The organism is Ruegeria sp. A4 (assembly GCF_056543025.1).
In genome coordinates, this window is the sequence record NZ_JBQGAW010000003.1 from 109,527 (window position 1) to 136,126 (window position 26,600).

Sequence of the window (26,600 nt, forward strand, 5' to 3'; positions counted from 1 at the left end):
CAGACAACCGGAGCGGCGGTTTGCCGCCGCTCCTCACGAACAGTCCCGAAGGGGACAGGCATGAGGACACGCGCTGATGCTTGATGCGGCACAAACCACTGACGTGCAGGCGGAAACCCTGCTTGAGGTCAACAATATCGAGGTGATCTACAACCACGTGATCCTCGTGCTGAAGGGCGTAAGCCTGACTGTGCCCAAGGGCGGTATTACGGCCCTGCTGGGGGGCAATGGCGCGGGCAAGACGACCACGCTCAAGGCAGTGTCTAACCTGCTGCATTCAGAACGTGGCGAGGTCACGAAAGGCACGATCAAATATCGTGGCCAGAACGTACACGAAAGCGACCCCGCCGTATTGGTGGAAAAAGGTGTGATTCAGGTGATGGAAGGCCGTCACTGTTTCGAACACCTGACGGTTGAAGAAAACCTGCTGACGGGCGCGTATACCCGCAAGGACGGCAGTGCAGCGATCCAGCAGGATCTGGAACTGGTCTACAATTACTTTCCCCGCCTGAAAGAGCGCCGCCGCTCGCAGGCAGGTTATACGTCGGGTGGTGAACAGCAGATGGTAGCCATGGGCCGGGCACTGATGTCGCGCCCCGAGACAATCCTGCTGGACGAACCTTCGATGGGACTGGCGCCGCAGTTGGTCGAAGAAATTTTCGGCATCGTGAAAGATCTCAACGAGAAAGAGGGCGTATCGTTCCTGTTGGCCGAGCAGAACACAAATGTCGCCCTTCGGTTCGCGCATTACGGATACATTCTGGAATCCGGGCGCGTTGTGATGGATGGCCCGGCCGCAGAACTGCGCGAGAATCCGGATGTCAAAGAATTCTACCTCGGCATGTCTGACGAAGGCCGCAAGAGTTTTCGCGATGTGCGGTCCTATCGTCGCCGCAAGAGGTGGCTGTGAGCGGATGGAGGATATCGCGATGACCTATTTCGACGCACTCGAAACACGCTCGGCGGACGAACGCGCTTCGGATCAGGCCGCAGCCCTGGTAGAGCAGATCAAGCGTGCTGCATCGGCACCCGGGTTTGCTGCACATTTTTCTGATTCAGACACTAACAAAGTGATTTCGGCAGATGATCTGCCGATGCTGCCGGTGCTGCGCAAGTCGGACCTGATCCGCGCGCAGGCGGAGCGGCCCCCTTTTGGTGGTTTCACCGTGAAGCCTGCGCGCCACTTTCATCACGTGTTCCAGTCCCCCGGGCCGATCTATGAACCGGGCAGCACCGATCACGACTGGTGGCGTATGGGCCGGTTCCTGCATGCCGCTGGTGTTGCAGCTGGCGATATTGTTCAGAACTGCTTTGGCTATCACCTGACGCCGGCTGGCATGATCTTTGAAAACGGTGCCCGCGCAGTTGGTGCTGCCGTTTTGCCGGCGGGAACCGGGCAGACCGAACTGCAGGTGACAGCCGCGCGTGACGTTGGCTGCACCGCCTATGCGGGCACTCCTGATTATCTAAAGGTCATCCTGGACAAGGCCGACGAGATGGGCGTTTCGCTGAATTTCTCCAAGGCCGCTGTTGGTGGTGGCGCGCTGTTCCCGTCCCTGCGTCAGGAATATGCGGATCGCGGTATTTCGTGCCTGCAATGCTATGCGACGGCGGATCTGGGTAACATCGCCTATGAAAGTGCCGCGATGGAAGGGATGATCATCGACGAACACGTGATCGTCGAAATCGTGACGCCCGGAACCGGAACGCCGGTCGAGCCGGGCGAGGTGGGCGAGGTTGTCGTGACCTCTCTCAACCCGGATTACCCGCTGATCCGCTTTGCGACCGGGGATCTTTCTGCCGTCATGCCGGGTGTCTCGCCCTGTGGCCGGACCAACACCCGGATCAAAGGCTGGATGGGTCGCGCCGATCAGACCACTAAGATCAAGGGAATGTTCGTACGCCCGGAACAGGTTGCGGCCCTGGTCGACAAGCATGAGGAAATTGTCAAGGCCCGCGTCATCGCAGCCCGCCAGGGTGAGATGGACACGATGACGGTCCGGATCGAAAGCCCACGTGGTGACGACCCGGCATACGCCAAGTCAGTGGCCGAAGTGCTGAAACTGAAAGGTGCGATCGAAGTCGTGGCCCCCGGATCCCTTCCCAAGGACGGGGTGGTGATCGAGGATCAGCGCGTCTACGAATAGCGATGTTTTTCAGGTCTGCGGCAGTTTGTGCCGCAGATTTGTTGACCGATGCACTGGTGTTTCCGAGCTTTTTGGTCGATTAAAGGTGAACCCTTCGCCTTTGCCAATCACAAGCCGGGATGATGGCCGAAATCGAGTTTTCACAGAACGGATCGCGCAATCGCGGTGTCCGCGGTACCCGACTGCTGGCGGGGATCGCCTATGTCGTGGCTGCCGCATGCCTTTTGCCGATGATCGCCGTGGTCCTGGCGGCTGTAACCGGGGGAACGGATACGATCTCGCACCTGATGGAGACGGTGCTACCCGGCTATATCGCGACGACCCTGATTCTTGTGGTCCTGGTCGCGGTGGGAACGTTCAGCATCGGCACCGGGGCGGCTTGGCTGGTAACGATGACCCGTTTTCCCGGCGTGCGGTTTCTTGAGATCGCACTGGTCCTTCCGCTGGCCTTTCCGGCATATGTTCTGGCCTATGCCTACACCTTCATTCTGGATCACCCGGGCATCGTTCAAAGCACGCTGCGTGATGTGACCGGCTGGGGCCCGCGCGACTATTGGTTCCCGGAAATCCGCTCGACCGAGGGTGCGGCGGTCATGTTGATCCTTGTGCTTTACCCTTATGTCTATCTGCTTGCGCGGGCTGCGTTCCTGCAACAAAGCGCGACCGCGTTTCTGGCGGCGCGGGCGCTGGGCAACAATCCATGGCTGGCTTTTCGGCGCGTGTCACTGCCGATGGCGCGACCCGCCATTGCAGGCGGCGTTCTGCTGGCCGTCATGGAGACCATCGCAGATTTCGGAACCGTGTCGTATTTCGGCGTACAGACCTTTGCCACCGGGATCTACACAAGCTGGTTTTCCATGGCCGATCGTGCGGCAGCGGCGCAACTGGCCCTGTGCCTGCTGGTCTTTGCCCTGATCATGGCCGTGGCCGAGCGCACCCAACGTGGCAAGGCAAAATACTATCAGGCGGGGAAACAGCATGTGGCGCAACCGGCGGCAAATCTGACGGGTCTGCGCGCCTGTGGGGCATTTCTGCTGTGTGCAATACCCGTTCTTTTCGGGTTTTTGCTGCCTGTCGTCATTTTGGTCGAGATGGGATTGGAATCCGAACAGAACCTGCTGTCGCAGCGTTATATCGGCTTCATCCAGAACTCGTTGATTCTTGCTGGTACGGCGGCGGTCATCACCGTCTTCGCGGCGATCAGTGTCGGGTTCTTTCAACGCCTGAGGCCCGGGCGCGCCTCGTCTGCGACCGCATATATGGCGCGTCTGGGATATGCCGTTCCCGGTGGCGTCATTGCGGTTGGTTTGATCGTCCCCTTTGCGAGTTTTGACAACGCGCTGGACGTCTGGATGCGACAGACCTTCGACGTATCCACTGGGCTGTTGGTAACAGGTTCGATCTGGCTGCTGGTCGCTGCCTACATGGTGCGCTTCCTGGCTGCCGCGCTCAGCGCCTATGAGGGGGGGCAAAGCACTGTGCATGCGAATATGGATGCCGCAGCCCGTTCACTGGGTCAGACGCCGTTGGGAACATTGCGACGGGTTCACCTGCCGATTCTGACCCCCTCTCTGCTGACGGCCCTGCTGATCGTGTTCGTAGACGTGATGAAAGAGCTTCCCGCCACGCTGATCATGCGCCCGTTCAATTTCGACACATTGGCGGTGCAGGCGTATCGGCTGGCCTCGGACGAGAGGCTGGAGGGCGCCGCCGTGCCTTCGCTGGTTATTCTGGCGGTAGGTCTGTTGCCCGTAATCCTGATCTGTCGTCAGGTCGGCCGACGGTAACACTTGTGTCGCAATTGTAGGACAACTGCGCATCAGGCTTGATTCAAACACGATTTCCGGCAAGGCTGGAGGTATGAATATGCAGCCTCCCAGCCGGTTCTCGGCAAGCGCAGCGCAGATGCCCGTGGCTTTCGACCGGCATGAGATGTCTCAAATCCTATCCGTTTATGGACGGATGGTCGCCGCCGGAGAATGGCGCGACTACGGTATTTCCAACCTGCGCGACATGGCGGTGTTCTCGATTTTTCGGCGCACCGCGGAACATCCGATCTACCGCGTCGAAAAACACCCGCGCCTGAGGTCCCGGCAGGGAATGTATTCCGTCATAGGTATGGATGGCCGCATCCTGAAACGCGGCCACGATCTGCGGGCAGTCCTGCGGGTGCTGGAACGCAAGCTGATCCGGTCCGTAAACCCGGATTAGAGCCTTTTGTGGGCCGTGACGGGCCCGTCACCCTGATTCATTATGCGGTGGATCGCCTGATCCATTGGTTCAAGTACCACCGCCATATGGCTGGCGTTCGCATGCAAAAGCATGTTTTGGCCCGAAACCCAGGCCACGTGCCCTTTCCAGAACAACAGATCACCCCGTTGCGCAGGGGCCCCTTCGATCACGGTTTTGCCCAAAGCGCGTTCCTGATCGCCGCTGTCGCCGGGGCACGGCAGGCCACAAGCCAAAAGCGCCACCTGCACCAACCCGGAACAATCGATGCCGAACCGGCTGTTGCCACCCCACAAATAGGGTGTGCCCAGAAACAGCTGGGCCACTTCGACCGGGTCGTCAGGCTTTTCGGTTATCGGCGCCGTGTGTACTTTTGGGATATAACCCAGTTCGGTTTCAACAAACCGGTCCGTCTCGGTCCTGGCTTGGATTTTGCTTCCGAAACTCAGCGACACCAGATCGCGGCTTTTGAAATCCGCTTCCTGGTAGGCATGCGTTGCAGGCGCCGTGATCCAATGCGTCGCAGGCGCATCCGCCGTCAGCTGCTCTGTTCGCAACCAGCCGGTATACCCGTCTTTGTCTGCGATGACCCTGTTCCACCCGCTCTTTGTTTCCTCGATCCGAACCGTATCACCGAACAACAATTGCCGGTCGCGCGGTCCGTCTGGGCTGCGCAGCAAATCGACAACGGGTGCGGAAACTCGATGGCGTGTCACAGTCCCAATATCTCCGGCAACGCCGTCAGCACGGCACGAGGCCCCTGACCCAGACCGCCCTTGGTGCGCCCCGGTTCTTTGCTGGGCTGCCAGGAATAGATGTCGAAATGGATGTAGCGGCATGCGCCCACGAATCTGCGCAGAAACAGGGCGGCTGTGATCGACCCTGCAAACCCGCCCGACGGCGCGTTGTCCAGATCGGCGATGCCGGGTTCAATCATCGCTTCATAGGGCGTGTGGAACGGCATGCGCCAGACCGGATCAGCCGAAGCCTCAGCGGCATGCAACAGGGCAGACGCGCAGCGCTGATCATCGGTGTAGAACGGTGCCAGATCTGGGCCCACAGCTACACGGGCGGCCCCGGTCAGCGTCGCCATCGAGATCACCAGATCGGGTTCTCCTTCTTCAGCAAGCGCCAACGCATCAGCAAGCACCAGACGCCCTTCGGCATCCGTATTGTTGATCTCGACCGTCAGCCCCTTGCGAGAGGTCAGGATGTCCCCTGGGCGGAAGGCATTTCCCGCAAGCGCGTTTTCGACCGCCGGTATCAGGACCCTCAATTGCAGGGGAAAACCCAGCTGCATGATCATCCGCGCCAGCCCCAGCACATTGGCCGCGCCACCCATGTCTTTCTTCATGAGACCCATGGATGCGCCCGGTTTCAGGTTCAGTCCGCCCGTATCGAAACACACCCCCTTGCCGACCAGAGTCAGCTTGGGGCCGCTGCTGCCCCAATTCAGCTCGATCAGCCGGGGGGCCTGTTCGGCGGCGCGCCCTACGGTGTGGATCATGGGAAAATTCTGTTCCAGCAAGGCCGCGCCGCTGATCACGCTGCACGCGGCACCGAATTCGCCGGCCAGAGCCTCGGCCGCCTGCTGCAACTGCTCAGGACCCATATCCGAGGCTGGCGTATTCACCAGATCGCGGGTCAGAACTTCGGCATTGGCCATCGCTTCGATACGGTTGGCGTCGACACCTTCGGGCGCAACCAGCGCCGCAGTTCCAGCGGATTGAGACGCGTAGCGGTCGAAGGCGTAGCCTGTCATCAACCAGCCCAAACACTCCATCTCCAGACGATCAGCGGGAATGCCGGACGCGATATGATAGGTTCCTTCGGGCAATGCTATGGCTGCGGCGGCCAATGGGAACCTTTTTCGCGCGCGCTTGTCTTCTGTTCCATACCCGGCCAGCACAAAATCAACCGCACCATGCGCGCCTGGCGCCAGCAGGGTCTGCCCCATCGCACCTGTAAACCCGTTTGCGGCAACCCAGGCCCGGACGGTATCCGGCTGGTCCTGCAACCAACTGTCCAAATCCGGCTGCGCAATCACATGAAGCGGTATGGACGGGTCAGAGGATGGGGCGAAGGACAGGGTCATGGGCGTCTCGGCTGATGGTTTCTGCGCACAGACTAGCCGCGCATGATCTGCCCGCAACCCCTTTCAGACGGAAAGGTCCTGCTGGTCCCAGACGGCGGTCAGCGATCGTTCGCCCACGCGGATCAAACGCCCAAGCGTCGCGCCCGCCGCAACGGCGTCACCGGCATCGACGGTGTGGGCCACGTCACCCGCCACCTGGGCCAGGGCCGTCATCCCGATCTGTTCGGATATAGCGACCAGTGACCTGGCGCATTTGCGCAGGTCCGCCCATTCGCGCTGACGCCAGTAGCGTTCGCAGTTTGACAGGCGCACGGCAAGCTCTTCGACCGTGCGACACAGAACATCCAGCGCATTCTTGTCGCCAAGTTGCCGGTACAGTCCGCTCAGTTGATCCGAGTCCAGACGGACGGATTCCTTGTGTTCAAGCGTGATAATCTTTTCCACCACATTCACCCTAGTTCAAACGCCCCCACGGCGCGGTGTTGATCCTGGCAGAAAATTCCTTTGCAAAACCTTGCAGGGAAACTGGATAATGGCTCGAATTTTCTTTGAATTCGGTTTAGATCATCCGTCAGCGACAAGAACGGGGACATTGAAATGGAATTTGCCAAACCTCTGCCGAGCTACCTTGTAAAACGGTATCACGGATGGAAGGCCACAACATATTCGGAAAACCAGGTTTGGTATCGCCGTCTCGCCGATGAAGGGCAACGCCCCCGCGCCATGGTCATATCCTGCTGCGACAGCCGGGTTCACGTCACGTCCATGTTCGGCGCTGACCAGGGCGATTTCTTTATTCACCGCAATATCGCCAACCTGGTGCCGCCCTATGCGCCGGACGGGGACCACCACGGCACCAGCGCCGCCATCGAATATGCTGTAACGGCGCTCAAGGTCGCTCATTTGATCGTGCTGGGGCATTCGCAATGCGGCGGCGTGCAGGGCTGCATCGACATGTGCAAGGGGCAGGCACCGCAGCTGGATGCCAAGGACAGCTTTGTCGGGCGTTGGATGGATATTCTGAAGCCGAAATTCGAACTGGTCGCGGATATCGAGGACGGTGTCGAACAGGCCCGGCAGTTCGAACGTCAATCGGTTGTCGCTTCGCTGGAAAACCTGATGACCTTCCCCTTTGTCTCGTCCGCCGTTGATCAAGGCGCGCTGAGCTTGCACGGCTTGTGGACGGATATCGGCGCAGGGGGGCTTGAAAGCTATGATCCTTACCAAAAAAAGTTCGTCCCGGTCTGACAGCGACAGAGCTGGAGATCCGAAACAACTATGGCGGCTCTGATTCAGGGCCGTTTTTGGTATACTCCACCCATTACACCTGAAGATCGGAGCCCGCCATGAAAGTCATCAAGCGCATCTTCGCAGGATTGGTCGTTTGTATTCTGGTTCTGGTCGCGGTTTCCTATCTGTTGCCGGGAAAGGCGGAAGTTTCGCGTAGCATCGCGATCGACGCGCCGCCAAGCGCCATCTTTCCTTACGTGAATTCGATGCAGGAAACCGAAAAGTGGTCTCCGTGGCTCCACCGGGACCCCGAAACCAAATTGACTTATTCCGGCCCTGCCGCCGGGGTCGGGAACACTCTGAACTGGGCGTCGGATCACCCGCAGGTCGGCACGGGATCACAGGAAATCGTCGAAAGCGTGGAAAACCAACGGGTCAAAACGGCGCTGGATTTCGGCCCGATGGGTACTGCCACGGCGTCCTTCATCCTTGAGCCTGACGGGGCGGGAACCAGAGTGACCTGGGGGTTTGACTCGGATCTGGGTCTCAACCCCATGTCCCGCTGGATGGGTTTGATGATGGATACATGGGTGGGCGAGGATTATGACCGTGGTCTGACCAATCTGAAAGCACTGGTTGAAAACCAAAGCTAGGCCGCTTGTTTGTATGGAAGCATGCGTCGGCGTGCTTGACCGAAGTCCTAGCCCAGTCGAAACCGGGCAAGCTTTCCCAGGTGATCGGATCCCATGAAGGGGCGCAGCTCAACCGTTCCGGTTGTGCCTTTGGGGAACAAAAGGTTGTCTATCGGCAATGGGATTTTCCAACTGCCGAGGTTGTGGGTGTTCAGGATGGTTCCAAAGCTCTGGTTATTTGCGGCCGCTCCGATCCGTCTGACGCTTTCGCCCCAGGGCACCATATTGAAATCCCCGGCAATCAGAACCGGTCCTTCAAGTTGGCTGATGCGGTCGGCAATCACCTGGCTTTGCCTGGACTGGTCGTAAGGAAATGGCCAGTTCAGATGAACTGAAACAACCCAGACCAAGTCACCGCTGGGCGCTTTGACCTGAAACCCCACAAGCCCGTAACCTTGCAGACAGAACTTGGAATTCTCGACAATCGGCAAGGTCGTCAGGATGGCGACGTTTTGTTCAGGACGGAATTCACAGATCGCCTGTTCGGGGTAATGCTCGAACAGATTGCTCATGTACTTGCGATTGTGGCTGGAGACTTCCTGCAAGGTCACGATCTGCGCGCCTGATTCAAGGATATCATCTGCCAGCGAATACCGGGGCCAGGCTTTGCTCATGAGGTTCTTCTGGTACAGCGTCAGGCAGGAATCATCGCAATCGTCCGAGGGCGCGGCAACGCTGGCCGCGATGGACCCGATGGCCACCCCGGAAAAGAGCAAGGTGGCCAATGCAAGATATCTGGCGCGCATGAAAAGAAGAATTACGGAGCAGGGGAGAAGCAAAACACCAGCCTGAGGCCGGAGCAGAGCGATTGAATCTCCTACAGCAAAAACCTGCCCCGTAAAGCCAATGACGACCAGTATCATCAGAATGCATGTGCATCCGATGGTCAGGGTTCTGGCAATCCTGCGTCTGGTCGAAATGTGCATGCCCTGCCTCTTTTACCCTGCACCGGCGGTTTTTTTCCGGACTTCCGGCATCCGCCACGAACAAGGTTCAGTTTTAGGTGGCAAGCGTGTCTGGTTTTGTCAACAGGTTGGCGATTTTCACCGCGCGCAAGACTGTACCCTAACCGAGGTTCATAGCGCAGCCATGATGGATGCGGGTGATGGACCGGAAAGTGCCGATTTGGTGTAAGAGGTGATCCGAGCCGGTTCTGCTGAGCGCATTGACGGGCCAACTCGGGCGCGGACTCACCTGTGACGTTGACTGCTGATCACGGTGGTTACGGTTCGTGTTGCGCGACTTTGTGCAAGTGCAATGGCGCTCAAAACCAAGACGCAGGCCACTGCTTGCGCACCTGTGATTGTTTCACCGAAGGCAAAAACGCCCACGGCAAACATTGTCGGCAGTTCAATGCTGCCGATAACGGCAGTGCGCGATGCCCCGATGACAGGGGAACAGACGGTGTAAATCAGCTGGGGAACCAGTGCCGTCATAAGACCGATCCCGACGATCAGAAACCAGTCACTTCCGCCTGCTGGCAGGACTTCGCCAATTTCCGACGAGATAATCAAAGGGGTTAGCCCGACGACCGACCCCAACGAAACCGACGCTATCCTGGACAAGGGAGCAATTCGCGAAAGGCGGTGTACAAGCACGCATATGCCGAAGCCAAATCCGAAAGGTGCAGCCAAAGAGACAAGCAGCGTTGGAATTTGGTCAATCGGTACGGATGCCGGAGACCCTGCAATGCCTGCCGCAAGAACAATCAAACCGGCCGCAACAAGGCTGCGCCGCGTCGGCGGATCGGCGAATATCGCCCAGGCGATGATGATCGTAAACACCGGGTAGGTCATGTAAAGAACACCCACCGTTGATGCCGGCACTGTTTCAAGTGCGGTAACATATCCGACCCACCCAAGCCCCATGACTGCCCCCGCAGCCATACCCCAGACTAATTCCCGCCGGTTTGAACGTTGCTTCAAAAGGGCGGGCAACAATAGGATCGCCGTCAAAATGTACCGATAAAACGCAACTGCGTAGGGCGCGAGTCCCTGGTCAGTGAGACCTCGGCTGAAATAGGGTACAAAGCCAAAACAGATGGATGCAAAGAACACTCCCGCCCCGGCAAGGGCGTAGGGTATTGGATCGTGCTTGCTTGATGTTGGTCGGCCCATCTTTGACACCTACCATGCAGTATTTCCGTTGGCATCAGCAACCTGAACGAACCGTCACGTCGTCTGTAAACCGGCTATTGGGAAACGCAAAAAACCCGCCGAACGATCAGCGGGTTTCCTGGTTTTCAAGCTTTGACGAAAATCGGGATGTCAGCCCTTTTTCAGAACCTCGCGGCCCAGAAGTTCCGCGATCTGCACCGCGTTCAGGGCGGCGCCCTTGCGCAGGTTGTCGCTGACGCACCACAGGTTCAGACCGTTCTCAATGGTCGAATCCTGGCGGATACGGCTGATGAACGTGGCGAAATCGCCCGCGCATTCGACCGGCGAGACGTAGCCACCCGCTTCGCGCTTGTCGATCACCATGATGCCAGGTGCTTCGCGCAGGATGTCGCGGGCTTCGTCTTCGTCCAGGAATTCCTCGAACTCGATGTTCACAGCCTCGGAATGGCCGACGAAAACCGGCACGCGGACACAGGTCGCGGTGACCTTGATCGACGGGTCGACGATCTTCTTGGTCTCAACAACCATCTTCCATTCTTCCTTGGTCGAGCCGTCTTCCATGAAGACGTCGATCTGTGGGATGACGTTGAAGGCGATCTGCTTTTGGAATTTCTTCGGCGGCACGTCCGTGGTGGGGTTGTAAACCGCCTTGGTCTGATCCCAAAGTTCATCCATGCCTTCTTTGCCCGCGCCCGACACCGACTGATAGGTCGACACCACGACGCGCTTGATCCTGGCGCGATCATGCAGCGGCTTGAGTGCCACCACCATCTGCGCGGTCGAACAGTTCGGGTTGGCGATGATGTTCTTGTTCTTGTAGTCGTGGATCGCCTGCGGGTTACATTCCGGCACGATCAGAGGGATCTCGGGGTCATAGCGATACAGCGACGAGTTGTCGATCACCACACAGCCAGCCGCAGCCGCCTTGGGGGCATAGGTCTTGGTTGCGTCCGAGCCGATGGCGAACAGGGCCATGTCCCAGCCGGTGAAATCGAAGGCGTCGATGTCCTGGGTAGTCAGTGTCTTGTCGTCAAAGCTTACTTCCGTACCCAGCGAACGACGGCTTGCCAGCACGGCAAGTTCATCGACGGGGAACTGGCGTTCCGCCAGAATGTTCAGCATTTCGCGGCCCACGTTACCCGTGGCGCCGGCGACAACGACGCGATAGCCCATTTCATGTCTCCAAAGTTAAGGACGCGCGTTCATAGCCGCGTTGCAGCAAAGAAAAAAGGGCTATCACGGGTGATTTGGCCGAATTGACGTCGATTTTAACCCGAATGCGCGTTTTCACCCGTGTTCAGCAAAGACCGATAGACCTGCACGATGGCCTCGGCCTCACCTTCGATTCGAAAATGCTGCTCGACACGCTGTCTTGCGGCCTGACCGGATTGCACCAGCTTGTCCGGATCGCTCAACATCTGTTCCAGTGCTTCGGCCAGCGCCCCGGCGTTGTCCTTTTCGATCAAGCGGCCGGTTTTCCCGTCCTCGATCTGGGCGCTGAAGGCTCCGACCCCGTGGCAGGCGATTGCAGGCACGCCGGAGGCCATCGCCTCAAGCGGTGTAAGGCCGAACCCTTCGTGACGGGCCGGGGCCACGAACAGGTCCAGAGCGCGGTAGGTTTCAACGATTTCCTCCCAGGGACGCTCGCCCAGGAAGTGCACCCGTTCCGACAGCCCGGCAGCTTTGAGCTTGGCCTCCTGTTCCTGTTGGAACGCTTCAAATTCTTTGGTGGCGCGCCCGGTGAACACGATGCTGGCGTCGGGATGGTTCGGCAGAACCTCGATCGCCGCATCCACCAGCAGATCGACGCCTTTCTGAGGTCGAATGCGCCCGAAACACCCGATCAAGGTCCCTTCTGGCAGCCCCAGTTTCTGCCGCAGGGCGGTTTTGTCCTCGGCCGGGTGAAACAGTTCGGTGTTCACACCGTGCATGATGACGGTTGCGGGATGTTCCAGAAACGACGCCGCTTGCGGCGTTGTGGCGATCAGCGCATCCATTTTCGAAATCAGCCATTTAGTGAACCCCGAATGATTTCGTTGCGCAGCCGAGGTGAACAGAAGTTTCAGATTGCGTCGCAGCACATGTTTCAGAAACAAACCCATCAGCATCTCGGTGTTGCGCCGTGCATGCCACACCCGGAGCGTTCGGTTCGAAAGGAACGGAATTTTGATCAACCGGATATGGGGCAGATCACCCGGCAGTCCGGGTCCCGTGGCGACGATCCTGATCATATGCTTTTGAATCGGCAACAGGCGGATGACGGTTGTGGTGACGCCGGAGAGGCTGTGTTTCAGGTTCGGCGCTATAACCTCGATATCCTGCACGGCTTGCTCCGCAATTGCTTCAATCCACATTATCCCGGCTGAATAGATATATCACGCAACCGAAGGCAAGGGTTACGGCAAAAAACCCGAAAATCGCGGTGTAGGGCGCGGTCGTTCCGGCCTGGGCCGTGGCGGCATGAATGCGCCCGGTTACAAATTGGGCGATGCCGACCCCTCCGATTCCGAAAAGGTTCAACAGGGTTACGCCTCGGCCCACCAGATGGGGGGGAACGAAGGCCCGACCATGGGCCATGATGACCGGAAAACTGGCCCCGGTGAACCCTATGATGGCCAACAGCAGAACGGACAGCCATGTGGCATGGTCGATCCAAACGCAAAGCAGGGTCAGTGCCACGACACCCAGCGCGTTGCCCGTGAAGATAACCCATTTCCGAGTGCCGAAGACACGATCCAGCGGTCCGTAGACAAAGGTACCGACGATCATCGCAGAACCCATGACCAGAGTCGCGGTGCCGATCTGGGTGGTGCTGAGCCCGAAGACATCGTTCAGATACGGCCCGGCCCACAGCCCGCGCAGCGCGGCAGAGGGCGCATAGGCCACCAGCATCAAGGGCATGATCAGCCACAGTGCAGGCTCTTTCAACAGGTCCAGAAGTGAACCTTTGTGTTCCGTTTCAACCTTCGCTGGGTCACGCAGGCTCAGCCAAATACCCATAGCGATCGCAGCAGATATCACGGCCAGCCCAACCATGGTGGCGCGCCATCCCATCCATTCGACCGCAAGCGCAGTCGGATAAGAGGCGACGAGATTGCCCACCGAGCCAACACCCAGCATGACGGCGGCCAGCGTCGCGAATTTCGCAGGCGGGTATTCGCGGGCAAAGATGAAATAGGAAGCCATCAGAACCGGAGAGCACCCAACCCCGATCAGGCCCATGGCAACACTGACATGCAACGGTGAGGTCGCGACCGCAAAAATTGCGGATCCTCCTGCACCGCCAACCAGAAGAAGCGCGGCTGCGGTCAGCCTGGGCCCAACCTTGTCCAGCGCCCAGCCGACCGGGATTTGCATTGCAGCGAACACCAGAAACCAAAGGCCGGATGCAAAGGCCAGATCTTCGGGTGTAGCACCGATATCGCGTTCAAGATCCAGGCTGAGCACAGCCAGAAATGCACGGAAAAACTGGCTGAGCACATAGCCCAGGCACAAAACCACCAAACCCGCCTGCATATCCCGCCTCTTTTCCGCTCATCCGAAAGGAATGCTTGGCACGCAATGATGCAACGCACAAGCATGTGTACTATGTTTCAAAACGAGGACTCGGGCCGCATTCCGGCTATCATTGCCAGAAGTTTGATTTCGAGGGGGAAAATGAAAGACCTCCATTCCGCATTTTACGAAAACCTGCCCCTGTTGAGGGATTTCACCCGTCTGGCGGACCCGGCGCAGTTTTCGCCGGTGCCCGACGACTGGTTTCTGGGGGTTGCCGACATCGTCGATTCAACCGGCGAGATCGCACGCGGACGATACAAAACCGTCAACACCGTGGGGGCTGCCGTTATCTCGGCGATGATAAACGCGATGGACGGCAAGTTGTTTCCCTATGTCTTTGGCGGCGACGGGGCGGCGTTTGCGATCCCCCCCAGCGAAGTTGAAGCAGCGCGGGATACTCTGTCAGCCATGCGGCGCTGGGCGGAAGAAGAGTTTTCCATGCCGTTGCGTGCGGCGCTGGTGTCGGTGGCGGATATCCGAAAAGCCGGCAGGGACTTGCGCGTCGCTCGTTTTGCGCCCTCTTCCGGGGTGGATTATGCCATGTTCTCTGGCGGAGGCTTGGCCTGGGCCGAGGCAGAGATGAAAGCGGGTCATCATATGATTGCGCCTGCCGAACCGGGTGCGCAACCGGACCTGACAGGCCTGTCATGCAGATGGTCCAACAGCCCGGCGCGGCACGGTCAGATCGTGTCACTGGTTGTTGAACCCACTGCGTCGGCAACTGAACGCGACTTTGCCGACCTTGCGCAATCGGTTCTGTCCGCGTCAGAAGAGCTGGAGCGCGCAGGTCATCCGGTGCCGATGAATGGTCCGCCCATGAGTTGGCCGCCCCCCGGCCTCGACATTGACGCGCATGTTTCGCGCAATGGGCGGAATTTGTTTCTGCACAAGCTCGTTCTTCTGTTTCAGAACCTGCTGATCGCGATATTGTTCAAAACAAGCAAGAAGCTGGGGCAGTTTGAACCCGAACACTACAGGACGATGGTCAGCAGCAATGCCGATTTCCGCAAGTTCGATGACGGCCTGAAGATGACGTTGGATTGTGACCCGGCCACTTTGCGACAGATCGAACACTTGCTGAAAGAAGCACGCGGGCGCGGCAAAATCCGATACGGTCTCCACGTGCAGGACGAGGCGATGATGACCTGTTTCGTCCCGTCGGCCACACGGGACGATCATGTGCATTTCGTTGACGGTGCCTCGGGCGGATACGCCCAGGCCGCAGCGGCCATGGTCCGTTGAGCGGTTAGTTGGCTTTCCATCGTGCGGCGAGATCACGTGCCGTTTGCGTCAGCAGCATCACATCAATGCCAACCGCCAAGAACTGTGCGCCCATATCCAGATATGCCTGACGGGCCTCGTCATTTGTGGCCAGAATGCCCGGCGCTTTGCCTGCGGCCTTGATCCGGGCCAGTGCATCCCGGATAATCGCTCGCACCTCGGGTGCCGCGCTGTTGCCCTGATGGCCCATATCGGTCGACAGATCAGCAGGGCCTATGAATACGCCATCCACGCCTTCAACATCCAGAATGTCGTCCAGAGCAGCAATTCCGGCGCGGGTTTCCACCTGCAACAACAGGCAAATCTCCTGATCTGCGGTCTGAATATAATCTCCGACCGATCCGTACATCGTCGCCCGCGATGCCATCGCGCCCACGCCGCGGACACCGGCAGGGGGATAACGGCAGGCCCGAACCAGCTCTTGCGCCTGCTCGGCGCTTTCCACGATCGGAACCAGAATGGTCTGAGCACCCGCATCCAGAACCATCTTGATCAGCCAGGTCTCACCCACGGGAACCCGCACAACCGCATGAGAGTCGCTTGCCGCAAGCGCCAGAAGCTGGTCCCGGATCGACCGGATATCGTTTGCGGCATGCTCTCCATCGATTACCAGCCAATCAAAACCGGCGGTTCCCATCATCTCGGCCGCTGTAGGCTCCGCAAAGCTCATCCAGCACCCGATCTGCATTTTTCCCTTTTTCAGAGCCTGTTTGAACGCGTTCTGCTGCGCAGCCATACTGTTTCCTTTGTTGCAAAACCTTCAGCGCCACGTGGTCGCGAAAGCGGCCGTTTCCACATCTTCTTACGTGGTGCGAAATTGTCCAGTTTTAATGCAATTTGGCGTCATCGGATCGACGGCGGCAAAGGCGCGTCACGCAAGGGCGGCGGCGTCCCGGCGGTTCTTGTGCTTCAAACCGAAAGCCGAGGGTTCCCTTGCGTAAATCACGGATTTCGGCGATAATTTTGGCATGACCGACGACCTCCCTCTGACGTCGCGATCTTTGCCCATTGCGCTTTTGCGGGCGCGGGAAAAGGTTATGGGACCCATCCGAGCAATGCTGGCCGACGCCGGTGTCACCGAACAGCAGTGGCGCGTGTTGCGCGTATTGAACGAAGAAGGCCCGCAGGAACCGACGCATATTGCCGAACGCGCCTGTCTGTTGTTGCCAAGCCTGACACGGATACTGCAGAAACTGGAGCATCGCGGCCTGATCTCCCGACGATGCCACCCGGCTGACCGGCGTCGCCAGATTGTCGAGATCGGCGAGCGTGGCGTTCAGATCATTCACGCCAATCAGCCCGCCAGCATGGCGCAGGCGGAACGCATTCGTTCCCGCCTGGGGCCGGAAAAACACGAATTGTTGCTGGATCTTCTGAACGAGTTGAACGACCTGGATACCTGATGCCGGGGGCAGAACATGGGTGTCATTTGCAAGGACCCCGCCGGAGATTTTAGGGGCGATCTCCGACGGGGTGGCCAGACTTGGATTTGGGTTAGGCCTGGCCTGAGGCCGGTTGCGTCACGCCTTGCCTGACGGTCCGGCCTGCGCATCGGAGTATATGGCGAGCCGGAAATGTGGCTCTGATTAGGGCCTTTTGGCCTTTGGGGGAAAGGCCGTGCACCTTTGCTCTCCGAAACAGTCTTGGGCAATTGCCTAAGGAAAACCTGGCCCGCAAGGGATGACTTGGCGTCATTCTGGCCGAATGTTTCCACATGCGCGGTGATTTGCTGCCATCGCACCCCTCAAGCTGGATGCGCACCGCAATTCCTATTCAAGACCTAGCCCGACTTGTGCCAGAGCCAAGTTAATTTCCGATCTGCCCAAGTTCCGGTGCATCAATAAAGACGGATGTGAAACAGCATTGGAACGGCACTGGGCGTTCAGGTCAGAATTGAGCAGGTTCGCGCTGAAACAACTCTTGGATATTGGCGAAATCCAGCGTGCATTCCCGGCTTGCTGGCAGCTCTGGCAGGCGTAAGATGGCAGCGATGAAAAATTCAGGAACCACGATGTCAAACAGCCTGTTTTCCCTTCCCGATCCCATAACCATTCCTGTCGTTGGCGAGACGGCCGGGTACCCTGTCGGACGCATTTTCTGCGTCGGGCGAAACTATGCCGCGCATGCAGCAGAGATGGGCAATGAGGTGGATCGCGATGCGCCCTTCTATTTCACCAAATCCGCGCCAAACGCGATCCTGTCCGGCGCGACGGTTCCGTACCCGGCGGGGACGAAGAATTACCATCACGAAATGGAGCTGGCGCTGGCAATCGGAAAACCGGTGTTTCGTGCCTCGAGTGCGCAGGCTTGGGATGCGGTTTATGCCTATGGCTGTGCGCTCGACATGACACGTCGCGATCTACAACTCCGCGAGCGGGACAAACAGCGGCCTTGGGATCTGGGTAAAGATGTCGAAAACGGAGCAGTCTTCGCGCCGCTGACCCCTGCCGCGGACTGGTCGCCGGACGATGGCAAACGCATCCGGTTGAGCGTGAACGGCGAATTGCGTCAGGACGCTACCCTGGAAGAGCTTATCTGGAAGATCGATGAAATCGTCAGCCATCTGTCCGGTTTCTACCATCTGCGCCCAGGCGATCTGATCCTGACAGGTACACCGGCCGGCGTAGGCCCGGTTGTGGCCGGCGACATCATAACAGGAGAGATTGACGGGCTGGAGCCGATCAAACTGATCCTGACGGACGCGGAATAGCCCCTATTTAGGGTCTTTCAGCCAGCCCCTTGCAAATTCCACTTGGGTTACGCCTGCCAGCCGGCGCACCCGGTCCAGCTCGGCGTTCAGGCGTCGGCTGCGGGCGTTAGACCAGCGCACCCCGCGTTCGGGCCAGAGCGCTTTGACATGCAGCAGGTCGCGATCCCGATGCGCCTTCATGTCGATCCGGCCGATCAATCGATCGCCTTCAAGCAAGGGGAAGATGTAATACCCATATGTGCGCCTGGCTTCGGGAACGAAAACTTCGATGCGATAGTGAAAGCCAAACAGCCGCTCGGCCCGGTTTCTGTCCCGAAGCATGGGATCAAATGGGCTGAGCACGCGGATCCGACCGGGCGGTTGCGGCAAGTCGGTTGCCCGATCCTTCAAATCGGGGCGGGCAAAGGTTTTGCGCAGGCGTCCATCGGCGCAGGTGATCTCGATCTCTTCGATATTTCCTTGAGCCAACGCCGTGGCACACCAGTCTTTGGCTTCGGCGGCGGTAACCGTGCCCCAGAACGCGGCCAGCTCTCCGGACGTGGCAAACCCCAACCGGTCCAGCGCTGCGTTGCACAGCCAATCCACGGTCGCCGTCGCATCACAGGCCATGTTCCCGGGACACAGGTGGGTTTCGATCACACGTTCGGTCAGATCATACCGTTTCTGAAACCCGTCGCGGCCCACAACGGTCAGGGCCCCGGAACGCCACAGAAACTCCAATGCGGTTTTTGACGGGTGCCAGTCCCACCAACCGCCCGAGCCTTTCTTTTCATCCCTGCCAACGTCTGACGAACACACGGGCCCGTGGTCGCGGATGTGTTGCAAGACAGTCTCGAACTGTTGCTCGAACCCATCCCGCCGCCAGTTCTTCCAACGGGCCTTCAACAGATCCGCATCACGCTGAAAGCGCAGATGCCAGTGCGGATAGAACGACATCGGGATCACGGCCGCATCATGTGTCCAGTGTTCGAACAGCGCTTTTTCCCTTTCATAGAGCCTTTTCAGGTTGGCGCTGCGATACGCAGGTCGTCGGGAAAACAGGATCATGTCATGAGCGCGGGCAACCGTGTTGATGCTGTCGAGCTGCACGAACCCCAACCGCTGGACAAGGTCCAGAAGCCCGGCGCCCTTGGCCGCGCCCGCGGGCTGTTCGGCCAAAGCATGGCGATCCAGAAAAATGGCGCGGGCCGTCCGGTTGTCGAGCCGCTTCAGGGGGGCGTTCATCGTCGTTTCAGAGTGTCGCCATAGCTGATCTTGGGGGTCAGCGTGACCCGTGTCTCGATTTCGGACTCCGGGTCCTTCAGGCGTTCAGCGATGATCTGCGCGGCCTGACGTCCTATGTCCAGACGACAGGCATCCATCGTCGCCAATTTGCGCGGAAGACCCTGCAAAAGTTCCACGTTGTTGAACCCGGCCAGACCGATCTGCCCCGGAATTTCCACGCCTTGTTCCAGCAGGTACAACAGACCACCGGCGCCGATCATGTCGTTGGAATAATACAGGAAATCCAGATCGGGCGACCGGTCAAGCATGGTCTGTGTCATCTCGCGCCCCTTGGCCAGGGCAGAGCCACCGGAATAGAACTCGCGATCTTCGATCTCGATCCCGTGTTTGCCCAGCACTTCGGTAAACCCTTCAAAGCGTTTTCGGGCGCGGTGATCCAATGGCATCTTGGTACCCATGAAGCCGATATGCTGATACCCGGCCTTCAGAATCGCCTGCGCCATCTCGCGCCCGGCGCGGCGATGCGAGATGCCCACCATCGCGTCGACAGGTTTGCCGTCGGTATCCATGATCTCGACCACCGGAATGCCCGCCGAATCCAGCATGGCGCGGGCCGCGTCGGTGTGTTCCAGCCCCGCGATGATCACGCCCGAGGGTCGCCACGAGAGCATCTCGTACAGCACTTTTTCCTCTTTCTCGGGCAGGTAATCTGTCACGCCAACCACGGGTTGCAGTTCGGTATCTTCCAGCACCTGATTGATGCCGGTCATCACCTCGGGAAATACCATGTTCGAAAGCGAGGGGATGATTACCGCGACCAGGTTGACCCGGCTGGATGCCAGCGCGCCCGCGATCTTGTTGGGGACATATCCCAGCTCTTTCGCGGCCGCCAGAACGCGGGTGCGGGTGGCGTCGGACACATCCCCCCGGTTACGCAGAACCCGGCTCACCGTCATCTCTGAGACACCGGAAGCCTCGGACACATCACGAAGGGTAAGCGGGCGTTTGGTTTCACTGTTCACGGGAGGCACCTGCGTAGTTGTTTTGTCCGATGCTAGCGCGAACAGGTCGGTGTGTACAACAATTGTGCAAAGGCGATGACAACACGGAAATTCCCGGTTACAGAAGGCGGGCGCGGCCCCGTGGCTCAACTGGATAGAGCAGCCCCCTCCTAAGGGGCAGGTTGCAGGTTCGAATCCTGCCGGGGTCGCCAGTTTTTGTAAGTCTTTATTTTAGTGATCATTTGGCGTGCGTGGTGTAACGGGGGTGGTGGACTTACACGACGAATTTAAAACACGAAAAGTAGGCCATGAGTAATGATAGGAACCTTGAGCAACCAAGCGGACCCGGTACAGCTTGGCGGGTTAGGATGTCTACGCCCAAATTTTTAAAGGGCACCACTGATCCAGAGACGGGCAAACCTTTTGGTCGAAACATCATAAGAAGCCTTGGAGGTGTTAAGCACAAAGCCACGGCACGTAAGCTACGCGACGTGGAACTTAGCAAGGTTCGAGAGTTGGAATTACAAGCGCTGGGCAGAAAGCGCTATAGCATTGCTGCGGCAGACCGATGGGCTGAAGCCATGGCAGACCCCGACCCTGAAGCCGCGATGCTGGTGCGTGATGTGTTCTATGAAGAGGTTGAGAATGCGCCCAGCGCGGTGCGAGATGCGTTCGGTAAAAGGGGCATGGCTACATCCAGACCACTGGCTGAGATGGTTGCGGCGTATATTGAGGCCAGAGCGCCGGGGAACGCTTCAGGTTATAAACCGCTGCGAAGTTCGACCATCAATGATTTTCGGACTTCGGTTCGCTATCTGGTCGACTTTCTGGGCGGTGATATGTCCAGCCTTTTTGTGGACGATATGGCAGACGTTGAGGCGGTGGCCTTCAGGGAATACCTAGGTGGCATAGTGTCGGAGCGGACAGGGGAGCCGCTAGCAGGAGCGACCATCCAGAAACTCATGACGCAGCTGCGCACGTTTTGGGCGTGGGTTGTAGAAACCAAGGCCACAAGCAATCCCTCAGTGGAACCCTTCACACTACCTAAGGGGGTCACTAGGGAAGCCGCCACGCCGAAGAAAGAAAGGCTGATGTACCGACCAGAGCAGACCAGTGCTTTGTTCGTCGCGCGTTCACAGGAAACACCGTTGGGAGTATTGATGCGTCTGGGCGTGACACTCGGAACACGCATTTCCGAATTGGTTAGGGTTACAGTTGAGGATGTAGATACTGACGGCGCTGGGCTGAAGATCATTGTTGGCAAAAACGAAAACGCGAAACGGTGGACCCCCGTACCCACTGAGCTTCAAGCGACGGTATTGAAGTTGCGAAAAGAAGTAGAGAGTAGAGATGGACCCAAGGGCAGGCTTCTAGGGGCCTTCAGTCTGGACCCCAAATCAGGCAAAAGCAAGCAGGCTAGTCAGTCATATAGCCGCCTTAGGGATGTTGTTTTGGGGAGACCTGAAAGCAACGTGATGTTGGACTTTCATTCATTCAGACATACATGGAGGGCCATCGCTCATAGGGCAGGCGTTGACGACAAGGACGCTGTGCAGCTCGGCGGCTTGTCCAAAGACGAGCGCAGGGCAAGTGAGATTTACAACCATGGGTTAGGCCGGGATGAGTTGCGGCAGGTGCAGCGTAAGATCGTCGATAGGATGCGGGCTGACGGGTACCTTAAGGGGCTGTGAGCGAAATACGAAACGCGATACGCATTTGATGTGGTCCAAATAATTTGGCAAAAAAATTTGAGTACCAGAGATTAAAGAAAATGCCGCGCAGGCCCCCCGGTGGGGCCACCTCAGGGTCACCTCCTTCCACCTGAGGGAAAGTCCCTTTAGTGTATATTTTTCAATAGGTTGAATTGCTACCGACGTGGAGCCAAGTTGAGCGCACATCGCTCCTGATGCATATCATTTATGAGGTAACGACCCATGATCATCTTTGATTTTCGCTTTGGTCCTTTTGACTTGCTCATCGAACGTGAGGTCCGCTCAGTTCCCTTTCAGGTGACACGAGAGGGACCGGGCGAAGTGTTCCTTGACCTTGGATTCTATGCCCTGACCTTCACGAACCACCGTAAGGCAGCCTGAACATCCGTGTCTCATTTGACCAGAGGGTAACAAGACAAGTTCCAACCCCTCAGATACTGTCTCATTTAAGTGGGGTTGACACTTAAAGCACAATTTCTTACTTAACTCTATGAGGTAAATGATACACTCTCGGAGACAGACACATGCTCATAGGCTACGCACGGACGTCCACAGCAGACCAGATCGCAGGCTTTGAGGCTCAGCAGCGCGAGTTGAAAGACCATGGATGTGAGAAGGTGTTTGCTGAGCAGGTGAGCAGCGTTAAGCAGCGAGACCAGCTTGAGTCAGCCATAGACTTTGCCCGTGAAGGGGACACTCTGGTCGTCACTAAGCTGGACCGTCTGGCGCGTTCGGTCCCTGACCTCATCGACATCCGCAAGCGGCTTTCTGACAAGGGCGTTGGTCTGCATATCATGAACATGCCCATGATGAACGACAGTGCCACCGCGCAGATGCTTGAGACCATCCTTGGAGCTGTTGCTCAGTTTGAACGAGAGGTGATGCTTGAGAGGCAACGTGAAGGGATTGCTAAGGCCAAGGCCGATGGCAAGTTCAAAGGACGCCCTGCCATGGATAAGGACAAAGCAGCAGCTATTCGTGAAGCGTTCCAAAGAGGCGATAAGCCAACCCAGATAGCGAAAGACTTCGAGGTCAGCAGAGCGACCGTCTACAGGCTGGTGAAAGATGCGGCTTGAAAGGCTGCATGCAATTCACCCCCACACAAGAAAAGAACATACCATGAACATTCACCCACACTATAGCCGTAAACAAATTTCGGAATTGCCTCGCTTCATGGAAGTGCGAGGTGATGTCAGCATGGCGTTATCACCGACCGTCGAGGAAGGCTGATAGCAGACCATCTGTGGTGGGGCGTCCTGTGTGCTGGATGTCTCACCCTAGCATATCCCCTGATGTGCCCCTTGGGTTGCCCTTGTTTGGAACCTAACGAACACCTCAGGTGTGTTACTGATGCGGCGGGTTTCGCAGTCTCAACGAACCCACAAGCAGCACCTCAAGGACAACCTTCAGAGGCCCTGAGAGGGGCACAAGAAGGCGCAACTGAAGGTGAGGCAAAAGGTGCATCAGAGAGTGCATTCGTTGCTGATGAAGCAACTGAGCAGGCCTTTGATGCTATCGCTACAGCAGCGCCGGGGACGCAAACACAAATCGTCGATGGGCTGATCAACCTTGGCGAAGTGCCTGACTACATTTTGCAGCGGGCGGCGTCGGAGATGAGCGTTGAGCCTGAGGATGTACAAGCACACGTCGAGACCATGGCGCTAGGCGTTCAAGAGGCCGCACTCGACCGCATTGGTGAGCGCATTGGCACCTTGGATGTCGATGCCTTTGAGGCGTTCGTGGGCAGCGCTGAGGGTTCGGAACTGGCACAGCAGGCAGCACGTGAGTTGATGACCACAAACGACACTACGTCGCTTGACGAACTGGCCGACAGATTCGCAGAGCGTATGGACGTATTCGCTCAGGAAGACGTGCTGTACGCTTGCTACGAGGCAGGGATATCGGATGGGCTTCTTTCGCTGTCTTCGACCAGGTGTGCAGGCCTTTATCCCTTTGTCTTGTAACGCTTCTCTGAACCAATCGGCATCATATCCACGATCTCCAGGCAGCCAATCCACGTCCGGCAGACCGTTTAGCTGGGCCTTTGCACCGGTATCATCACTGACCTGACCGGCGGTCATAAAGAAGTTCAACGGGTGCCCCTGGCTGTCACAGATGGCATCTAGCTTCGTGTTCATGCCGCCTTTGGTGCGTCCCCTCTCGGCAGCATCCTGTAGATGCGCCTGCCAGGCAGTGTATCAGTCGTCATCGCCCCCTTTTTTAACCCCGAGGCTGGATGCCATGCGGTGCGCCTTCAGATAGGTCGCATCAATCACCACGGTCTTTTCTTCGCCGTGATCGGCGGACAGGCCCATCATCATTTCCGCGAAGATGCCCTTATCACTCCACCGCTTCCAACAGTTGTACAAGGTTTTGTGTGGCTCGTATTCCTTGGGTGCATCACGCCATCTTAACCCGTTACGATTAATGAATATAATCCCACTCAAAACACGCTTGTCATCGACGCGAGGTTTCCCGTGGGACTGCGAGAAGAAAGGCTCAAGACGCGCCATCTGCGTGTCCGTTAGTCAGAAGTGATCAGACATGTTAATCGCTCGTTTTCGAACCGTGAATCACGCCGCATAACTTAACCCAATGGGTCATGAGGCTGGTAAAACTAGTGTTCCGTTTCCAGCAAGCATCCTAATCTGGCTAGTATCCTGACTTTTTTTCTACTTTCCGACAAGAATTGCGTGTTCCCGTTCGATGACCTTTTCCCAATCGCCTTGCGCCTTCAGACCAGTCGAAGAGTCTCCCATTAGCGACGTGACCATGAGTCTTCCACGCGCTTTCGCTTCCTCATTCGAGAAACCGGCCTGTTCAAACATCCAGGCGGCAAATTGGAAGCGTTTGCCGATGGTTCTTTGATACGATTCTTTCACCTTCTCATCGGTATTCGCCCAGACTGAGACAGCGTGATCTGGCAATGCGGCGTCCTCTTCAATGACCTTTTTCATAAGAAGAAGAATTCGGTCTTCCGGGGGGCCGCCAAATGTCTTTGCCTGTGCGATCACTTTGTCAGTCAGTTCCTGCTCCCAATATCTGAGAACCTCATCCAAAAGCTCACGGACGTTTTTGAAATGCCAATAAAAGCTACCGCTTGTCAGGTTCAGTCGCTTTGCCATTGGTACGACTTTTATCGCGGAAACGCCGCCCTCGTTCAGGACTTTGTAGGCCAGCAATATCCAGTCTTCTTTGGTCGCGGCGTTTTTGGGTGAGGCTCGGGTGATAGTTTCTGACATTCAGATTACAGCATTCTTTGTTTGACATAGAGCAGTCTATGGACTTACCGTAGAGAAGTCTATGGTTGACTGGGAGTTCACGACATCGTGCTCTCCTAAGCAACATGCAGAAAAGGGGGGGGGATCAATGAATAGCATTATGAATTCCACGACTGGCGCACTATTGGCATTGGGTTTGTCGTTGGCTGGCACCGCTTCAGCGCAAAACGCGCTGCCGACTGGTCGAACTGCTTCTGCAATTGAAAATGGTGTTTATCCCGCGTCATACTTTCCCAACACTGAAATCCTTGGCGCGGATGAGATGCGTATCACTGCATTGGGGACGGGGATGCCCAACCAAACCAAAGCTGCCGTTTCGATTTCATTTTATGTTGAACTAGGAAATGGAGACGTTTTCCTGTTTGACGTGGGCACGGGTGCAACTGGAAACTTGTTTTCATTGAGACCGGATTTTGCGAAGGTCGATAAGGTCTTTTTCAGTCATTTGCATGTCGACCACGTTGGAGACTTCATGGGTCTTCATGTTGGGGGTTGGCTTTCGGGCAGATATACTCCGCTCCGCGTCTTCGGCCCGTCCGGATCAGAGGATGAACTGGGCACCAAAGCCTATGTAGAAGGCATGTCAAAAGCCTATGCTTGGGATCTGGCCACACGTACAGGGGCGCTGCCGGATGATGGTGCCAAGCTTGAAGTTACCGAATTCGATTACATGCAGGAAAACGAGATCGTTTATCAGGAGAACGACGTAACTATCCGGTCCTGGCCTGCCATCCACAGCTTAGATGGCTCGGTGAGTTATTCTCTGGAATGGAATGGGCTGAAATACGTCTTTGGCGGAGATACGTACCCGAACAAATGGTATGTAGAATATGCCAAAGGTGCGGACATCGCTTCTCACGAGGCGTTTCTACCACCGGATGCGCTGGCCCCGTACTTTGGCTGGGACATGAAACAGGCGACCTATGTGGCCACGCGCGTTCATACCGAACCTGCGGCCTTTGGCAAAGTGATGTCTGCGGTCGAACCGCGTATGGCGCTGGGGTATCACTCTGTTCTTTCACCCGAGAATTATCAGGCGATTTTGGAAGGTGTCCGTTCGACTTACGATGGACCGCTCACACTCGCGCGAGATCTTCAGGTGATCAACGTCACCAAGGACCAGATCGTTGTTCGGGAAGCGAGTGTTGATGACTATGCACTGCCACCAGCTGTGAGCGACGAGTATATCAATGCCCCGCGTTCAAAAGAAAAAGAGCCGTCCGACAAAGTCAAAGCGGGCAAATGGGATGGTTACACGCCACCGCCAATGCCGGAAAATTAAAGTTCAGGGGTGAACAAAATTCCAATTTGGCAGTATCTGTG

At 57.4% G+C, this 26,600-nt stretch carries 27 protein-coding genes, 1 tRNA gene and 1 pseudogene; 16 read left to right on the forward strand and 13 right to left on the reverse strand.

All coding sequences use genetic code 11. The annotated features are described in order from the left end of the window. Positions 1 to 76 precede the first annotated feature (76 nt). From ACR0E2_RS11855 to ACR0E2_RS11870, 4 genes are all read left to right on the forward strand, one after another. Positions 77 to 910 carry an ABC transporter ATP-binding protein gene (locus ACR0E2_RS11855; RefSeq protein ID WP_152459549.1) on the forward strand — a complete coding sequence of 278 codons (834 nt, stop codon included), beginning with the start codon at positions 77 to 79 and terminating at the stop codon, positions 908 to 910. A 19-nt stretch (positions 911 to 929) separates the two neighbouring features. Further along, entirely contained in the window at positions 930 to 2,147 is a 1,218-nt protein-coding gene (locus tag ACR0E2_RS11860) for a phenylacetate--CoA ligase family protein (protein WP_171171637.1), read from the forward strand. Between the two features lie 122 nt (positions 2,148 to 2,269). Then, the gene (locus tag ACR0E2_RS11865) at positions 2,270 to 3,934 is read left to right on the forward strand and encodes an ABC transporter permease (protein WP_480446539.1); all 1,665 of its coding nucleotides are present in this window, start codon (positions 2,270 to 2,272) and stop codon (positions 3,932 to 3,934) included. Positions 3,935 to 4,007: 73 nt separating this feature from the next. After that, positions 4,008 to 4,358 (forward strand): DUF2794 domain-containing protein, encoded by a 351-nt coding sequence (locus ACR0E2_RS11870; protein ID WP_224858629.1) that lies wholly within the window; start codon positions 4,008 to 4,010, stop codon positions 4,356 to 4,358. Here the strand turns inward: ACR0E2_RS11870 and ACR0E2_RS11875 are convergent. The 3 genes from ACR0E2_RS11875 to ACR0E2_RS11885 form a co-directional block, all read right to left on the reverse strand. Continuing rightward, positions 4,355 to 5,092: a C40 family peptidase gene (locus tag ACR0E2_RS11875; protein ID WP_480446540.1), complete on the reverse strand. Its 738-nt coding sequence runs from the start codon at positions 5,090 to 5,092 to the stop codon at positions 4,355 to 4,357. The genes ACR0E2_RS11870 and ACR0E2_RS11875 overlap by 4 nt on opposite strands. Beyond that, the gene (locus ACR0E2_RS11880; protein ID WP_480446541.1) at positions 5,089 to 6,471 is read right to left on the reverse strand and encodes a leucyl aminopeptidase family protein; all 1,383 of its coding nucleotides are present in this window, start codon (positions 6,469 to 6,471) and stop codon (positions 5,089 to 5,091) included. The genes ACR0E2_RS11875 and ACR0E2_RS11880 overlap by 4 nt, the downstream gene beginning before the upstream one ends. 63 nt (positions 6,472 to 6,534) lie before the next feature. Further along, complete coding sequence (locus ACR0E2_RS11885; RefSeq protein WP_171230088.1) at positions 6,535 to 6,924, reverse strand: hypothetical protein; 390 nt, start codon at positions 6,922 to 6,924, stop codon at positions 6,535 to 6,537. A 144-nt stretch (positions 6,925 to 7,068) separates the two neighbouring features. Between ACR0E2_RS11885 and ACR0E2_RS11890 the strand changes: the two genes are divergently transcribed. Next, positions 7,069 to 7,719, forward strand: a complete 651-nt coding sequence (locus ACR0E2_RS11890; protein ID WP_152459543.1) for a carbonic anhydrase — start codon at positions 7,069 to 7,071, stop codon at positions 7,717 to 7,719. 98 nt (positions 7,720 to 7,817) lie between these two features. Continuing rightward, the gene (locus tag ACR0E2_RS11895; RefSeq protein WP_171116813.1) at positions 7,818 to 8,354 is read left to right on the forward strand and encodes an SRPBCC family protein; all 537 of its coding nucleotides are present in this window, start codon (positions 7,818 to 7,820) and stop codon (positions 8,352 to 8,354) included. A gap of 47 nt (positions 8,355 to 8,401) precedes the next feature. Here the strand turns inward: ACR0E2_RS11895 and ACR0E2_RS11900 are convergent, their stop codons facing one another. Next, positions 8,402 to 9,139, reverse strand: coding sequence for an endonuclease/exonuclease/phosphatase family protein (locus ACR0E2_RS11900; protein ID WP_480446542.1), 738 nt, complete (start codon positions 9,137 to 9,139; stop codon positions 8,402 to 8,404). A 136-nt stretch (positions 9,140 to 9,275) separates the two neighbouring features. Between ACR0E2_RS11900 and ACR0E2_RS11905 the strand changes: the two genes are divergently transcribed. Next, a complete protein-coding gene (locus ACR0E2_RS11905) occupies positions 9,276 to 9,527 on the forward strand; it encodes a hypothetical protein (RefSeq protein ID WP_480446543.1) in 252 nt (83 codons plus the stop codon). A 56-nt stretch (positions 9,528 to 9,583) separates the two neighbouring features. Here ACR0E2_RS11905 and ACR0E2_RS11910 read toward each other — a convergent pair whose 3' ends face one another. The 4 genes from ACR0E2_RS11910 to ACR0E2_RS11925 form a co-directional block, all read right to left on the reverse strand. Then, on the reverse strand, positions 9,584 to 10,510 hold the full coding sequence (locus ACR0E2_RS11910) for a DMT family transporter (RefSeq protein WP_480446544.1): 927 nt from the start codon (positions 10,508 to 10,510) through the stop codon (positions 9,584 to 9,586). A gap of 150 nt (positions 10,511 to 10,660) precedes the next feature. After that, on the reverse strand, positions 10,661 to 11,683 hold the full coding sequence (locus tag ACR0E2_RS11915) for an aspartate-semialdehyde dehydrogenase (protein ID WP_480446545.1): 1,023 nt from the start codon (positions 11,681 to 11,683) through the stop codon (positions 10,661 to 10,663). A 95-nt stretch (positions 11,684 to 11,778) separates the two neighbouring features. Then, a complete protein-coding gene (locus ACR0E2_RS11920; RefSeq protein ID WP_480446546.1) occupies positions 11,779 to 12,834 on the reverse strand; it encodes a glycosyltransferase family 4 protein in 1,056 nt (351 codons plus the stop codon). Between the two features lie 19 nt (positions 12,835 to 12,853). Continuing rightward, the gene (locus tag ACR0E2_RS11925; protein ID WP_480446547.1) at positions 12,854 to 14,026 is read right to left on the reverse strand and encodes an MFS transporter; all 1,173 of its coding nucleotides are present in this window, start codon (positions 14,024 to 14,026) and stop codon (positions 12,854 to 12,856) included. A 141-nt stretch (positions 14,027 to 14,167) separates the two neighbouring features. Here ACR0E2_RS11925 and ACR0E2_RS11930 point away from each other — a divergent pair, with 141 nt between their 5' ends. Further along, positions 14,168 to 15,310, forward strand: coding sequence for a DUF3095 domain-containing protein (locus ACR0E2_RS11930; RefSeq protein WP_480446548.1), 1,143 nt, complete (start codon positions 14,168 to 14,170; stop codon positions 15,308 to 15,310). 4 nt (positions 15,311 to 15,314) lie between these two features. Here the strand turns inward: ACR0E2_RS11930 and ACR0E2_RS11935 are convergent, their stop codons facing one another. After that, positions 15,315 to 16,085, reverse strand: coding sequence for an HpcH/HpaI aldolase family protein (locus ACR0E2_RS11935; protein WP_480446549.1), 771 nt, complete (start codon positions 16,083 to 16,085; stop codon positions 15,315 to 15,317). A 232-nt stretch (positions 16,086 to 16,317) separates the two neighbouring features. On the opposite strand from ACR0E2_RS11935, the gene hpaR reads away from it, so the two are divergent. Both hpaR and ACR0E2_RS11945 read left to right on the forward strand, forming a co-directional pair. Next, the gene (gene hpaR, locus ACR0E2_RS11940) at positions 16,318 to 16,752 is read left to right on the forward strand and encodes a homoprotocatechuate degradation operon regulator HpaR (RefSeq protein ID WP_170345758.1); all 435 of its coding nucleotides are present in this window, start codon (positions 16,318 to 16,320) and stop codon (positions 16,750 to 16,752) included. Between the two features lie 608 nt (positions 16,753 to 17,360). Continuing rightward, the gene (locus ACR0E2_RS11945) at positions 17,361 to 18,059 is read left to right on the forward strand and encodes a fumarylacetoacetate hydrolase family protein (protein WP_480446550.1); all 699 of its coding nucleotides are present in this window, start codon (positions 17,361 to 17,363) and stop codon (positions 18,057 to 18,059) included. Between the two features lie 3 nt (positions 18,060 to 18,062). Here ACR0E2_RS11945 and ACR0E2_RS11950 read toward each other — a convergent pair whose 3' ends face one another. Both ACR0E2_RS11950 and ACR0E2_RS11955 read right to left on the reverse strand, forming a co-directional pair. Further along, positions 18,063 to 19,283, reverse strand: a complete 1,221-nt coding sequence (locus ACR0E2_RS11950) for a winged helix-turn-helix domain-containing protein (protein ID WP_480446551.1) — start codon at positions 19,281 to 19,283, stop codon at positions 18,063 to 18,065. Next, positions 19,280 to 20,305: a LacI family DNA-binding transcriptional regulator gene (locus ACR0E2_RS11955; RefSeq protein ID WP_480446552.1), complete on the reverse strand. Its 1,026-nt coding sequence runs from the start codon at positions 20,303 to 20,305 to the stop codon at positions 19,280 to 19,282. Before ACR0E2_RS11955 ends, ACR0E2_RS11950 begins: the two co-directional genes overlap by 4 nt. A gap of 114 nt (positions 20,306 to 20,419) precedes the next feature. On the opposite strand from ACR0E2_RS11955, the gene ACR0E2_RS11960 reads away from it, so the two are divergent. The 5 genes from ACR0E2_RS11960 to ACR0E2_RS11980 all read left to right on the forward strand — a co-directional run bounded on the left by ACR0E2_RS11960 (position 20,420) and on the right by ACR0E2_RS11980 (position 23,960). Further along, a tRNA-Arg gene (locus ACR0E2_RS11960) sits at positions 20,420 to 20,496 on the forward strand. 156 nt (positions 20,497 to 20,652) lie between these two features. After that, positions 20,653 to 21,975, forward strand: a complete 1,323-nt coding sequence (locus tag ACR0E2_RS11965; RefSeq protein WP_480446553.1) for a tyrosine-type recombinase/integrase — start codon at positions 20,653 to 20,655, stop codon at positions 21,973 to 21,975. Between the two features lie 243 nt (positions 21,976 to 22,218). Then, positions 22,219 to 22,377: a hypothetical protein gene (locus ACR0E2_RS11970; RefSeq protein WP_480446554.1), complete on the forward strand. Its 159-nt coding sequence runs from the start codon at positions 22,219 to 22,221 to the stop codon at positions 22,375 to 22,377. Positions 22,378 to 22,520: 143 nt separating this feature from the next. Then, the gene (locus ACR0E2_RS11975; RefSeq protein WP_480446555.1) at positions 22,521 to 23,072 is read left to right on the forward strand and encodes a recombinase family protein; all 552 of its coding nucleotides are present in this window, start codon (positions 22,521 to 22,523) and stop codon (positions 23,070 to 23,072) included. Between the two features lie 240 nt (positions 23,073 to 23,312). Beyond that, a complete protein-coding gene (locus tag ACR0E2_RS11980) occupies positions 23,313 to 23,960 on the forward strand; it encodes a hypothetical protein (RefSeq protein ID WP_480446719.1) in 648 nt (215 codons plus the stop codon). Here the strand turns inward: ACR0E2_RS11980 and ACR0E2_RS11985 are convergent. Together ACR0E2_RS11985 and ACR0E2_RS11990 are read right to left on the reverse strand one after the other, a co-directional pair. Continuing rightward, a pseudogene (locus ACR0E2_RS11985) lies at positions 23,895 to 24,524 on the reverse strand (IS5 family transposase); the annotation flags it as partial. The gene ACR0E2_RS11980 and the pseudogene ACR0E2_RS11985 sit on opposite strands and share 66 nt — an antisense overlap. A 144-nt stretch (positions 24,525 to 24,668) precedes the next feature. Beyond that, positions 24,669 to 25,178 carry a TetR/AcrR family transcriptional regulator gene (locus ACR0E2_RS11990; protein ID WP_171230081.1) on the reverse strand — a complete coding sequence of 170 codons (510 nt, stop codon included), beginning with the start codon at positions 25,176 to 25,178 and terminating at the stop codon, positions 24,669 to 24,671. 199 nt (positions 25,179 to 25,377) lie between these two features. Between ACR0E2_RS11990 and gntH the strand changes: the two genes are divergently transcribed. After that, on the forward strand, positions 25,378 to 26,559 hold the full coding sequence (gene gntH, locus ACR0E2_RS11995) for a guanitoxin biosynthesis MBL fold metallo-hydrolase GntH (RefSeq protein ID WP_480446556.1): 1,182 nt from the start codon (positions 25,378 to 25,380) through the stop codon (positions 26,557 to 26,559). Positions 26,560 to 26,600: the final 41 nt, after the last annotated feature.

Coding starts and splice junctions, on each gene's coding strand:
- ACR0E2_RS11855 (WP_152459549.1), top strand. CDS start 77: ATGCTTGATGCGGCACAAACCACTGACGTGCAGGCGGAAACCCTGCTT.
- ACR0E2_RS11860 (WP_171171637.1), top strand. CDS start 930: ATGACCTATTTCGACGCACTCGAAACACGCTCGGCGGACGAACGCGCT.
- ACR0E2_RS11865 (WP_480446539.1), top strand. CDS start 2,270: ATGGCCGAAATCGAGTTTTCACAGAACGGATCGCGCAATCGCGGTGTC.
- ACR0E2_RS11870 (WP_224858629.1), top strand. CDS start 4,008: ATGAATATGCAGCCTCCCAGCCGGTTCTCGGCAAGCGCAGCGCAGATG.
- ACR0E2_RS11880 (WP_480446541.1), bottom strand. CDS start 6,471: ATGACCCTGTCCTTCGCCCCATCCTCTGACCCGTCCATACCGCTTCAT.
- ACR0E2_RS11890 (WP_152459543.1), top strand. CDS start 7,069: ATGGAATTTGCCAAACCTCTGCCGAGCTACCTTGTAAAACGGTATCAC.
- ACR0E2_RS11895 (WP_171116813.1), top strand. CDS start 7,818: ATGAAAGTCATCAAGCGCATCTTCGCAGGATTGGTCGTTTGTATTCTG.
- ACR0E2_RS11900 (WP_480446542.1), bottom strand. CDS start 9,139: ATGCGCGCCAGATATCTTGCATTGGCCACCTTGCTCTTTTCCGGGGTG.
- ACR0E2_RS11905 (WP_480446543.1), top strand. CDS start 9,276: ATGGTCAGGGTTCTGGCAATCCTGCGTCTGGTCGAAATGTGCATGCCC.
- ACR0E2_RS11910 (WP_480446544.1), bottom strand. CDS start 10,510: ATGGGCCGACCAACATCAAGCAAGCACGATCCAATACCCTACGCCCTT.
- ACR0E2_RS11915 (WP_480446545.1), bottom strand. CDS start 11,683: ATGGGCTATCGCGTCGTTGTCGCCGGCGCCACGGGTAACGTGGGCCGC.
- ACR0E2_RS11925 (WP_480446547.1), bottom strand. CDS start 14,026: ATGCAGGCGGGTTTGGTGGTTTTGTGCCTGGGCTATGTGCTCAGCCAG.
- ACR0E2_RS11930 (WP_480446548.1), top strand. CDS start 14,168: ATGAAAGACCTCCATTCCGCATTTTACGAAAACCTGCCCCTGTTGAGG.
- ACR0E2_RS11935 (WP_480446549.1), bottom strand. CDS start 16,085: ATGGCTGCGCAGCAGAACGCGTTCAAACAGGCTCTGAAAAAGGGAAAA.
- hpaR (WP_170345758.1), top strand. CDS start 16,318: ATGACCGACGACCTCCCTCTGACGTCGCGATCTTTGCCCATTGCGCTT.
- ACR0E2_RS11945 (WP_480446550.1), top strand. CDS start 17,361: ATGTCAAACAGCCTGTTTTCCCTTCCCGATCCCATAACCATTCCTGTC.
- ACR0E2_RS11950 (WP_480446551.1), bottom strand. CDS start 19,283: ATGAACGCCCCCCTGAAGCGGCTCGACAACCGGACGGCCCGCGCCATT.
- ACR0E2_RS11965 (WP_480446553.1), top strand. CDS start 20,653: ATGTCTACGCCCAAATTTTTAAAGGGCACCACTGATCCAGAGACGGGC.
- ACR0E2_RS11970 (WP_480446554.1), top strand. CDS start 22,219: ATGATCATCTTTGATTTTCGCTTTGGTCCTTTTGACTTGCTCATCGAA.
- ACR0E2_RS11975 (WP_480446555.1), top strand. CDS start 22,521: ATGCTCATAGGCTACGCACGGACGTCCACAGCAGACCAGATCGCAGGC.
- gntH (WP_480446556.1), top strand. CDS start 25,378: ATGAATTCCACGACTGGCGCACTATTGGCATTGGGTTTGTCGTTGGCT.